We start from the raw sequence: 9785 nt of genomic DNA, 5'->3' as shown, positions 1-9785 counted from the left end.
CAGCCACAACGACCACGGCGCCTATATGGCGCGCGGGGTGCACGGCCAGGCGATCTATATCGATCCGAAGGCCGAGGTGGTGATCGCGCGGTTCGCCTCGCACCCGACCGCCAGCAACAGCGCCAACGACCCGACCTCGCTGCCCGCCTATCACGCGGTGGCCGAGCATCTGATGCGCCAGCCTTGACCTGCCAAAGCGGTCGTATCCGACATTGCCAAGCTTGAGCTTTCGCAGCCTATTGCGAGCCTAGGCGGCGGGGGACACTCGAGTGCGGCGACTGGTTCCAGACGAGGAACGTCTGACAATCTTCACGATATTCGCTCACTCCGACTGGCTCGCGCATATCGTTTTCGCCATCCTGCTGGCGTCAATCGTTGCGACCATCATGGTCTGGGCGGCGCAATGGATCGCGTTCGCCAGAAGGCGAGAGGCATGGCGGGAAAGCGCGCTCGCCTACCTGTCGGCGGTGGTGGTGACCGCGCCGCTGCTGGCCTTTGTCCGGGCGATCTATGAAGTGGCGAAGGTGTGCATGGGGCTGGTGAACGTCACGCCGGCCCCCGATCTGGTGATGCTCGCGCCGGCCTTCGCCGAGGCGGCGATGTTCCTGTTGGTCGGGGCGTTGTCGGCGGCCCTCGCCTCGGGCGCGCGGGGCCACCTGCTGATCATGTTTCACGCCCCGCGCCATGGCGCCCAGGCGTAAGGTGGCGCTGGCGACAAATTGCGCTAGCTACGCAGGTTGGGCATAGGCTTGGTCGATAAGAGCCGCGCCGAATGGGGAGTTAAGCAATGGCCACGAACGTGACGAGCCTCAACTGGGGTGTGAAGCAAAGCTTCCGGAACTATGTGGAGGTCACGGGCGGCGTGATCGAGGCTGGCGGCGGCGCCGAGCGGACGGCGGACGGCGGCTTCACCTTCACGGCTGCTCCCGGCGAGGGCCTGAGCCTGGACGCCGACGGCAAGCCCGTGGGGCAGGGACTGTTCCTGGGCGAGGCGCGGTTCGAGGCCCACGGCGGGATGCTCTCGGTGTGCCTGGCCGACCCCATGCTGGAGATCAGCGAGGCCGGGGCGGTCATCACCGCCTTCGACAGCAGCGCCCGCACCCGCAGGGTGCAGATCGCGCGGCTTGATCTGGCGGCGATGAGCGCCGGGGATGAGGGCGAGCTTGTCATCCCGACCGCGCTCTCGATGGATGGGATCCAGGTGCTGGGCGATCACTATCCGCTCAATACGGCGCTCGACCCGGTGCGCCTGAAGCTGGCCTAGGGCGGTCCAAGTCCGCCGATGGTTGTCCAGACGTGGCGGAACACGGGGCAGAAGGCGGTCGGGGTTTGCGCGATCTGGTGGTTCAAGGCCTCGACGGTGATCCAGTCTCCGGTCTCGATCTCGTCAGGATCGAGCACGAACGGACCCTCGTGCTGGAGCCGGTAGATCCGGATGAACTCCTGGGTTGTCTCCGGGGAAGCCACTAGGTGCGTCAGGCGCTGGAGTTCGCGGGACGCTTTGACGCCCAGTTCCTCCAGCAGTTCACGCTGGGCGGCGGTGTCGTAGTTTTCACCGGCATCCACGTGGCCTGAGCAGGACGAATCCCAGAGGCCGGGTGAGGCGTCCTTGGTCATGGCACGTTTTTGCAGAAAGACCTGACCTGCCTGGTTAAACACCAGGACATGGATGGCGCGATGGCGCAGGCCCTGCTCATGCACGACGCGGCGGGTCTGGCGGTCGATGACCTGATCGCGGTGATCAACGACGTCGAACCACTCTTCCCTGTGAGACATCGAAAACCTTCAGTGTGGGCGCAAGGCCGATGCCTTGAAGTGGACGACGTAGATTGGCCCGCAACCCAAGGTATGTGAAGGTCCCACCGTTCCAGATGAACGCGGACGGCCATGCGTCTATTTCACTTCAGCGATGATCCCGACATCGGCAGCTTTGAGCCGCGGCCCGTTCGGGTTCCAGCGGCCCGGCCGCCTGGGCAGGAGTGGCTCAACGGGCCGCTGGTCTGGGCGATCGACGAGGCTCACGAGCATCTCTACCTTTTCCCGCGCGAGTGCCCGAGGATCCTGATCTGGAGCACGCCGACGACGAGCAAGCTTGATCGGGACGAGTGGTTTGGCGACCGGCCCCACAAGGCCATCGCCTTTGTGGAACGCGCCTGGCTCGAGCGCCTGGAAGCTGGCCTGATCTATCGATACGAGATGCCGTCGGCGAGTTTCCGAGATGTCGAGGATGTCGGCATGTGGGTCTCGCCCCAGAGCGTGCGCCCGAGCCGCATCGAGGCGCTGTCGTCCCTGCCGCGCGCACTGGAATCACGGAACGTCGAGCTTCGTGTGGTCGACAGTCTTGTTCCGCTGAAGGGGCTGTGGCGAACCTCGCTACACGCCAGCGGGATCAGACTGCGAAATGCTCAAGGGTGGGCGGCGCAGAGCTAGGCGCCGCGCGTCGGAATTGCTTGTGGAACCTTGTTCGAAGGGTCTCGATAGGTGCGCGCCCAGGCTAGGGCGCGAGCACCGAGGACGCTTTCGATGGCTGATGGAACCGTGGACATTCTGAAGGACAAGCGCGCCGCCGCCCGCAAGTCCGCCTACGAAACCCCGCTGGAAAACCTGAATCCGGCTCGGGCCTCGCTGTTCCGTGACGACTCGATGTGGGCGATCTTCGAGCGCCTGCGCGCCGAGTCGCCGATCCACTTCACGCCGGACAGCAATTACGGGCCGTACTGGTCGATCACCAAGTACAACGACATCATGGCGGTGGACTCCAACCACCAGGTGTTCTCCTCGGCCAAGGGGATCACCCTGACGCCGAAGGCCGCCGCCGGCTTCCGCGATCCGAACAACAACGCCACCAACTTCATCGCCATGGACCCGCCGCGCCACGACGTGCAGCGCAAGACGGTCAGTCCGGCCCTATCGCCCCACGCGCTGACGGTCATGGCCCCGTTGATCCGCGAGCGGGCCGGGGAAATCCTCGATTCGCTTCCCATCGGCGAGCCCTTCGACTGGGTCGACCTGGTGTCGAAGGAACTGACCACCATGACGTTGGCGACGCTGTTCGCCTTCCCCTTCGAGGAGCGTCGCAAGCTCACCCGCTGGTCGGACGCCATGACCACGGCGCCGGGCTTTGGTCCCGTCGCGACCCTGGAGGAGCTGCGGGCCACCATGGCCGAATGCTTCGGCTACTTCACCGAGCTTTGGAACCAGAGGGTCAACGCCGAGCCCACCGGCGACCTGATCTCCATGCTGGCGCATGGCGAGGAGACCCGGAACATGACGATGGCGGAGTTCCACGCCAACGTCGCGCTGCTGATCATCGGCGGGAACGACACCACGCGGAACACCATCTCCGGCTCGGTCGTGGCTCTCAACCAGAACCCCGACCAGTACGCCAAGTTGCGAGCCGATCACGGCCTGATCTCCTCGATGGTGTCCGAGACCATCCGCTGGCAGACCCCGCTGGCCCACATGTCCCGGACCGCGACCCAGGACTTCGAACTGGGCGGCAAGACCATCAAGGAAGGCGACAAAGTGGTCATGTGGTACGTCTCGGGCAACCGCGACGGGACCGTGATCGAGAACCCGGACAGCTACATCATTGATCGCCCCCGGCCTCGCCAGCACATGTCGTTCGGCTTTGGCATCCACCGCTGCGTCGGCAACCGGTTGGCCGAGTTGCAGCTGACCATCATCTGGGAAGAGATCATGAAGCGCTTCCCCGACATCCAGCTGCTGGAAGAGCCCAAGCGCAGCTACTCGATCTTCGTGAAGGGCTACGAGGACATGAAGGTCGTCCTGCCTTCCAAGCTCTAGGTTCTGGTGTGTCGCGCCTTCTGGCTGGTTGAGGCGCCGCTCGTCGTCCATGGTCGCTCCCTCTTCGAAGGACGGCCATGAGATGACGCGCGCCGAGATCACCAGCCCGGGAACCCTGCGCCGCCGCGCCCTGGATGCGGCGCGGACCCTGGTCGACAAGGGCGGGGCCGAGGCCCTGCAACTCCGGCTGATCGCCGCCGAGGTCGGCAGCGGCGTCGCCAGCCTCTACTACCACTTCGCCAACAAGGACGCCCTGCTGGCGGCTGTCGCGGTGGAGGGCTGGGGCGAGCTCACCCAGAAGATCGAACGCGCGCGGGCCAGCGGCAAGTTCCCGCACCAGATCGACGCCGCTTCGGCGGCCCTGCTGACCTTCATCCGCCGTCGTCCGCACCTCTATGCTCTCATGCAGACCGAGCCCGGCCTATCGGAGCACTTGAGCGTGCGCGCGGCCGAGCAACGGGCTTTCGAGGCGTTCCAGAGTTCGCTGCGCGGCGACGACCGGGTCCCGCCAGATCGGATCGAGGATGTCGCCCTGGTGTTCTGGGTGCTCGGGCGCGGCATCGCCTCGAGCGTTCATATGGAGGCGGACATCGCCGCCGCCGAGCGGTTGATCCAATCGGTGCTTCGCGGCTTCGCCTTCCTGTTGTCGCCGCGACGTCTGTGATCTGAACTCACGGACAGGCGGTGGAGATGTCGTTTGCCGCGAAGAGGGAGTGAATGCATCCTACCCTCATGAGGCGAGGATGGACCGATGCGGGCCAACGACATCTCGATGGGCGAAACCGAGCAGGGCGGGGTCTTGCGGTGGCTAGTCGCCTGGGTGGTCTATCAGCTGGCGTGGCTGTGGACATGTTACTGGTGGATGTGGCGGGTGCACATCGCCGCGCGGAACGGCATTCCGAGGAACGCGCTCGAGGACCCGCCCGCCGACTGGCTGCGGGTGCTGCAAGGCCGGGCGGAGCCGGATCGTTGAGGCGCTGTCAGCCAGCCCCTCTACGCGATATAACGCTGTCACGTCTGTGATCTGGGGTCACATGCCCAAGCGAAATCTGCCACCGCTGACCGCCCTGCGCGCCTTCGAGGCGTTCGCGCGCCTGGGACGGATGAGCCTGGCCGCCGACGAACTGTGCGTGACCCATGGCGCGATCAGCCGCCAGGTTCGCAGCCTGGAGCGCGAGTGCGGCGTGCGGCTGACCCAGGGACCGCGCAACAACCTGCGGCTCACCGACGGCGGCCTGCGGCTGGCGGCTAGCCTGGGCGCGGCCTTTGACGGTATCGAGCGATCGTTCCAGTCGCTGCGGGCCACCGCCGACCGCGAACTGCACGTCTCCTGTGTGGGCACCCTGGCCATGCGCTGGCTGATCCCGCGTCTGGCGGGGTTCCACGCCCTGCATCCGGGGCTGAGCATCCGAGTGACCGAGGCCTATGGTCCGGTGGACTTTGGCCGTGACCAGTTCGACGCGGCGATCAGGCTGGCCGAGAGCATCCCCGGCGAGGGGTTGGAGGCCACGGCCTTCCTAGACAACTTCCACGGCCCGGTGATGGCCCCCAGCCTGGCCGGTGACTTGGCGCACCTGGCCCGCGTGCCGCGCCTGCACACCCGTCCGCATCGCCAGGCATGGGCCGAGTGGTCGCAGCATACGCGGCTGGCGGTGGGGGAGGCGACCGAGCACCGCGAGTATGAGCACCTGTTTTACATGCTGGAGGCGGCGGTGGCCGGGCTCGGCGTCGGGGTCTCGCCGTGGATCTATGTCGCGGCCGATGTGGCCTCGGGCCGGCTCTCGGCGCCGTTCGGCTTCGTGCGCACGCCAGCGCGGTTCCATTTCGTGGCGCCCCAGGCCTCGCCGCGCCCGGTGGTGGGCGCCTTCCGCGACTGGCTGATCGAGGAGGCGCGCGCCGCGCCGGCGCCGCCCAGCGCGATCCTGGCCGAGTTCGCCTGACCCCGTCCGTCGCGTGAAAGTCGACCTCTGTCGCCGTGTCCTGGCGGGCGGCGGCTGGCGGCCTAGGCTCGCAGCCTCGGAGAAAGGGCTGCGCGATGATCCTGTTGCTAGCCGGGGCGATGCTGGCCACGGCCACCCCGACCGCCGCCGCGCCGCCCTATGAGGTGGTGCGGGCCGGCGACCGGGCGATGGCCTGTCCGCAGTTGATCGGCGAGATCAACGACATCAATCGCCAACTCCAGGACCAGCAGATGCGCCAGACCGCCGACATGAGCCGGGCGACCAGCGGCATGATGCGGGGCGGCGGGATGGGAGCGGGCGACATGGTGCTGGGCAGCGTCGCCAGCCTGGTCCCGTTTGGCGGGGCCGTGCTGTCGATGGGGCGTCAGGCGCAGATGGCGGCCGGCCGCCAGAAGATGAGCGACCAGATGGAGGCCACGCAGCGGCAGGCGATGGAGATGATGCCGGTGCGCCAGCGGCTCGACCACCTGATGGAGCTCTACGGCGCCAAGGCCTGTTGAACGCCCGTTGCGGCGGCGGTGTAGCGGGACCATATCGGACGCTCACCTCTACCATTGGAGCGCGCCATGTCCCTGTCCATGCACCAGGTCTCGATCCCGGTTTTCGTCCGGGGGCTGCAAGCGCTCTCGGGGTTGTTGGAGAAGGGCGCGGCCCATGCCGCCGAGGCCGGGGTGGCTGAGAACACTCTGCTAGATGCGAAGCTCGCGCCGGACATGCTGAACCTGGTCGGCCAGGTGCAGCGCGCCAGCGACACCTCCAAGCTCTCGGGGCAGCGGCTGAGCGGCGTGGCCTCGCCGGCCATGCCCGACACCGAGACCACGTTCCCGCAGCTGATCCAGCGGGTCGCCGACACGGTGGCCTATCTGGAGTCCATCGACCCGGCGGCCCTGGAGGGCAGCGAGACCAGGACCGTCGAACTGAATTTCGGCCCCGAGCGGAAGGTGAGCTTCCCGGGCGATGTCTATCTGCTGACCTTCGCCCTGCCGAATTTCTTCTTCCACGTCGCCACCGCCCACGACATCCTGCGGAGCCAGGGCGTGAAGATCGGCAAGATGGACTACCTCGGCGCGGCGGGGTGACCGCCTAGCCCTTGCGCCACTCGCTGAGCACCGAGCCTGACGCGCCGTCCTCGAAAGCGACGCGGTCGAGTTGGACGGCCGCGACGCAGACTGGGCGCTGGTCGGGGCCTTCGGCGTGGCAGCGAATGGTGCGGCCGTCCGGGAAGGCGCCGAGCCGGCCTTCGAGCAGGACGCGGTAGCCGCGGTCGGGCAGGGTCAGCGGGGTCTCGCCGCTCGGCCGGACCGTGAAGCTGTAGGCCCGGCCGTTGCGGCGGCCAAAGCGCGAGCCCTCCGCGTCAAAGACCGCGACCAGGCCGGCGGTCTGGGGCGAGGCTGGGGCTTCTCCTGCTGGCGCCGCCGAGCCAAAGGCGGCGGGGCAGGTTTCGGCGGTCATCCACGGACGGGCGATCCAGAAGCCCTCGGCGGCCTCCCACGGAGCCTCGCCCTCGGGCGCGGCGATCGATGGCGACTTGGCCCAGTCGGCCGGAGTCAGGCTGAGCTTGATGGTCTTTTGCTGCGGACCCCAAGCCCACCCCGCGAGACCTTCGGGCACGGCGCTGGCCGGTCCGCCGCAGCCGAACGGCAGGCGGACGGCGAAGCCTCGGCCAGCGAGCGCGTCGGCTGGAGGCGCCTCACCGGCGGCGTAGGCGGCGCTGGCTTGAGCAAGAGCAGCGAGAATGTCGGCCCGGCCAAGCGTCGGCGGCGGGGCGACCACGACGGGCTTGGGAGGCGGGGCGGGGGTCGCCACCGGCGGCGCGGGCGTTGGCGCGGGTTCCGGTTTTCGCTCACACTGGACCAGGAGAAGGCTGGCCAGCGCCAAGGCCGTGACCGGGGCGAAGCGGGAAAGGGTGCGGCGAGCGGTGTTCACGTCCTCGGGAGCCATGGGACAAGGCTAGCATAGTCGGCGAAGATGGGGAGCGCCGGCCGCAACGGTTGACGCAAACGTTCTTGGGCGGGTCTGCACAGCCACATGAATTTCGATCAGATCGCGGCGCTGGTGGTTTTAATCGGCGTTGTCGGCGTGCTGATACACGGACGGATCCGCTCTGACGTGGCCGCGCTTTCGGCGGCGGCGGCCTTGTTGCTGCTGGGCGTCATCCGGCCGGTGGAGGTGCAGGGCGCCTTTGCGAGCCCCGCCGTGGTGGCGCTCGCCTCGCTGTTCGTCATCGCCTACGCCATTGAGTTGTCGGGGCTGCTGGGCCTGTTGATCCGCCAGGCGATGAAATTGTGCCAGCGGCTGGGCGAGAAGGGACTGTGGCTGGTCATCGGCCTGTGCGGCACGGTCGGCGGCTTCCTGAACAACACGCCCATCGTCGTGCTGGCGGCTCCGGTGATCAAGGATGTGGCCATCTCGCTGGGCCTCTCGCCCAAGCGGTTCCTGATGCCGCTCAGCTATGTCACCGTGCTGGGCGGCTTGCTGACCCTGATCGGCACTTCCACCAATCTGCTGGTCAACGACATGGCCCGCAACGCCGGCCAGCCGACCTTTGGCATGTTTGAAATCACCCCGGTGGGCTTGGTGATCGCCGGGGCGGGCGGGCTCTATCTCTATCTGTTCGGCTCCAAGATGCTGCCCAAGGAGGACGCGAGCGTCGACGTAACGCCGCCGAGGATGGCGGTGGGCGAGGCGCGCGGGACCGAGGGCGGTTCCGGCGACGCGGTGCTGGGCGATGTGGCGCTGTTCAAGGCCGCTGACCGGCCGTTCCAGGTCCGTAAGGCGATGATCGCCCTGGCGGTGTTCGTCGGCGTGGTCGCCGCCGCCGCCCTGGGCGTGGCGCCGATCTCGGCCACGGCGTTCGCCGGCGCGGTGTCGCTGATCCTGCTGAAGGTCATCAGCCCTGAGGAGGCCTATGCCGGGTTCCGACCCGAGGTGCTGCTGCTAATCGCCGGCATGGTGGTGGTCGGGCTGTCGATCGAGGTCACCGGCCTGGCGGCGATGGGGACGGAGTATCTGATCGAGTTCATCGGCCCCTATGGGCCGCTGACCGCCTTGATCGTGCTCTATGGCGTGACCTTGGTCGCGACCGAGTTCCTGTCGAACGCGGCGGTGGCGGTGTTGGTGACGCCGGTCGCCGTGGCGCTGGCGGAGAGCCTGGGCGTCGATCCGCGCCCGTTCCTGGTCGGGGTGATGATGGCGGCCAGCGCCGCCTTCGCCACGCCGTTCGGCTATCAGACCAACGTGCTGGTCTTCCAGATGGGCAACTACAGCTACATGGATTTCGTCCGGGTCGGGGTGCCGCTCAACATCGTCACCTGGATCGCGGCGATGATCGCGATTCCGGTGTTCTTCCCGTTCTAGGGGGGCCTACGTCGACATCCTCGACCGGAGCGCAGCGGCGTGTCGGGGATCCATGAACCCGAGCCCGCGGTTTCGGCGCGGCAGATCGTCCGCGAAGTGGCGGCCAAGCTTTAGTCGGCGGTGGCCATGCGCCAGGTGTCGCGGGATTGGCCGTAGACCTGGATCTCCTTGCCGTCGGCCTCGTGGGCGACGCGGAGCCAGGCCGAGCCCAGGCGTTCGGCGACGGCGATGGAGGCGGTGTTGGGGGCGTCTATGCAGTGGATGACCTCGGCCCAGCGCAGGTGGTCGAAGGCCCAGGCCATGGCTGCGCGGGCGGCCTCGGTGGCGTAGCCCTTGCCCCAGGTGGTGGGCGAGATCGCCCAGCCGATCTCGGTCCCGATGGCGCCTTCGGGCAGCCAGGGGCCGACGCGTCCGACCCAGAGGCCGGTGTCCTTCTCAATGACGGAGAACAGGCCGCAGCCGCGCAGGCTCCACATGCCGGCGGCCGTGGCCATGTCCATCCAGGCCTGGTTGCGCGTTCTGAGGCCGCCGATGAACCCGACCGCGCGGGCGTCGGCGTCGAGGCTGGCCCAGCCATCCAGGTCTTCCTCGACCGGCGGGCGCAGGATGAGGCGGGCGGTTTCGAGTCGCGGGTTGGTCATGGCGCGAACCTAGCCGGCC

The 9785-nt window shown here is 67.7% G+C and carries 13 protein-coding genes and 1 pseudogene; 11 read left to right on the top strand and 3 right to left on the bottom strand.

Features of this window, described 5'->3' with window-relative positions:
• The 3 genes and pseudogenes from Q7T84_RS16360 to Q7T84_RS16350 all read left to right on the top strand — a co-directional run.
• Positions 1-187: pseudogene (locus tag Q7T84_RS16360) on the top strand (6-aminohexanoate hydrolase); the annotation flags it as partial.
• Between the two features lie 82 nt (positions 188-269).
• Positions 270-701 carry a hypothetical protein gene (locus tag Q7T84_RS16355; RefSeq protein ID WP_304810935.1) on the top strand — a complete coding sequence of 144 codons (432 nt, stop codon included), beginning with the start codon at positions 270-272 and terminating at the stop codon, positions 699-701.
• 86 nt (positions 702-787) lie between these two features.
• Positions 788-1264, top strand: coding sequence for an HtaA domain-containing protein (locus Q7T84_RS16350; RefSeq protein WP_304810933.1), 477 nt, complete (start codon positions 788-790; stop codon positions 1262-1264).
• On the opposite strand, the gene Q7T84_RS16345 is transcribed toward Q7T84_RS16350, so the two are convergent.
• A complete protein-coding gene (locus Q7T84_RS16345) occupies positions 1261-1776 on the bottom strand; it encodes an NUDIX domain-containing protein (protein ID WP_304810931.1) in 516 nt (171 codons plus the stop codon). The two genes, Q7T84_RS16350 and Q7T84_RS16345, sit on opposite strands and share 4 nt — an antisense overlap.
• 111 nt (positions 1777-1887) lie before the next feature.
• Between Q7T84_RS16345 and Q7T84_RS16340 the strand changes: the two genes are divergently transcribed.
• From Q7T84_RS16340 to Q7T84_RS16310, 7 genes are all read left to right on the top strand, one after another.
• On the top strand, positions 1888-2430 hold the full coding sequence (locus tag Q7T84_RS16340; RefSeq protein WP_304810929.1) for a DUF6886 family protein: 543 nt from the start codon (positions 1888-1890) through the stop codon (positions 2428-2430).
• Positions 2431-2523: 93 nt separating this feature from the next.
• A complete protein-coding gene (locus tag Q7T84_RS16335) occupies positions 2524-3807 on the top strand; it encodes a cytochrome P450 (protein WP_304810927.1) in 1284 nt (427 codons plus the stop codon).
• Between the two features lie 82 nt (positions 3808-3889).
• Positions 3890-4471, top strand: a complete 582-nt coding sequence (locus tag Q7T84_RS16330; protein WP_304810925.1) for a TetR/AcrR family transcriptional regulator — start codon at positions 3890-3892, stop codon at positions 4469-4471.
• Positions 4472-4558: 87 nt separating this feature from the next.
• Positions 4559-4780: a hypothetical protein gene (locus Q7T84_RS16325; RefSeq protein ID WP_304810923.1), complete on the top strand. Its 222-nt coding sequence runs from the start codon at positions 4559-4561 to the stop codon at positions 4778-4780.
• A gap of 61 nt (positions 4781-4841) precedes the next feature.
• Complete coding sequence (locus Q7T84_RS16320; RefSeq protein ID WP_304810921.1) at positions 4842-5747, top strand: LysR substrate-binding domain-containing protein; 906 nt, start codon at positions 4842-4844, stop codon at positions 5745-5747.
• A gap of 95 nt (positions 5748-5842) precedes the next feature.
• Entirely contained in the window at positions 5843-6268 is a 426-nt protein-coding gene (locus Q7T84_RS16315) for a hypothetical protein (RefSeq protein WP_304810919.1), read from the top strand.
• 66 nt (positions 6269-6334) lie between these two features.
• Positions 6335-6847: a DUF1993 family protein gene (locus Q7T84_RS16310; protein WP_304810917.1), complete on the top strand. Its 513-nt coding sequence runs from the start codon at positions 6335-6337 to the stop codon at positions 6845-6847.
• 4 nt (positions 6848-6851) lie between these two features.
• Here Q7T84_RS16310 and Q7T84_RS16305 read toward each other — a convergent pair whose 3' ends face one another.
• Positions 6852-7709 carry a hypothetical protein gene (locus Q7T84_RS16305; RefSeq protein WP_304810915.1) on the bottom strand — a complete coding sequence of 286 codons (858 nt, stop codon included), beginning with the start codon at positions 7707-7709 and terminating at the stop codon, positions 6852-6854.
• A gap of 87 nt (positions 7710-7796) precedes the next feature.
• Here Q7T84_RS16305 and Q7T84_RS16300 point away from each other — a divergent pair, with 87 nt between their 5' ends.
• Positions 7797-9125: an SLC13 family permease gene (locus Q7T84_RS16300; protein ID WP_304810913.1), complete on the top strand. Its 1329-nt coding sequence runs from the start codon at positions 7797-7799 to the stop codon at positions 9123-9125.
• 110 nt (positions 9126-9235) lie between these two features.
• Here Q7T84_RS16300 and Q7T84_RS16295 read toward each other — a convergent pair whose 3' ends face one another.
• Positions 9236-9766, bottom strand: coding sequence for a GNAT family N-acetyltransferase (locus Q7T84_RS16295; RefSeq protein WP_304810911.1), 531 nt, complete (start codon positions 9764-9766; stop codon positions 9236-9238).
• Positions 9767-9785: the final 19 nt, after the last annotated feature.

This window comes from Phenylobacterium sp. (assembly GCF_030654915.1).
Classification (GTDB): domain Bacteria; phylum Pseudomonadota; class Alphaproteobacteria; order Caulobacterales; family Caulobacteraceae; genus Phenylobacterium.
Note: the sequence above shows the minus strand (reverse complement) of the source record. Positions and strands in the feature narration are given on the sequence as shown.

Coding starts and splice junctions, on each gene's coding strand:
- Q7T84_RS16305 (WP_304810915.1), bottom strand. CDS start 7,709: ATGGCTCCCGAGGACGTGAACACCGCTCGCCGCACCCTTTCCCGCTTC.
- Q7T84_RS16295 (WP_304810911.1), bottom strand. CDS start 9,766: ATGACCAACCCGCGACTCGAAACCGCCCGCCTCATCCTGCGCCCGCCG.
- Q7T84_RS16350 (WP_304810933.1), top strand. CDS start 788: ATGGCCACGAACGTGACGAGCCTCAACTGGGGTGTGAAGCAAAGCTTC.
- Q7T84_RS16310 (WP_304810917.1), top strand. CDS start 6,335: ATGTCCCTGTCCATGCACCAGGTCTCGATCCCGGTTTTCGTCCGGGGG.
- Q7T84_RS16300 (WP_304810913.1), top strand. CDS start 7,797: ATGAATTTCGATCAGATCGCGGCGCTGGTGGTTTTAATCGGCGTTGTC.
- Q7T84_RS16320 (WP_304810921.1), top strand. CDS start 4,842: ATGCCCAAGCGAAATCTGCCACCGCTGACCGCCCTGCGCGCCTTCGAG.
- Q7T84_RS16335 (WP_304810927.1), top strand. CDS start 2,524: ATGGCTGATGGAACCGTGGACATTCTGAAGGACAAGCGCGCCGCCGCC.
- Q7T84_RS16330 (WP_304810925.1), top strand. CDS start 3,890: ATGACGCGCGCCGAGATCACCAGCCCGGGAACCCTGCGCCGCCGCGCC.
- Q7T84_RS16340 (WP_304810929.1), top strand. CDS start 1,888: ATGCGTCTATTTCACTTCAGCGATGATCCCGACATCGGCAGCTTTGAG.
- Q7T84_RS16315 (WP_304810919.1), top strand. CDS start 5,843: ATGATCCTGTTGCTAGCCGGGGCGATGCTGGCCACGGCCACCCCGACC.
- Q7T84_RS16325 (WP_304810923.1), top strand. CDS start 4,559: ATGCGGGCCAACGACATCTCGATGGGCGAAACCGAGCAGGGCGGGGTC.
- Q7T84_RS16345 (WP_304810931.1), bottom strand. CDS start 1,776: ATGTCTCACAGGGAAGAGTGGTTCGACGTCGTTGATCACCGCGATCAG.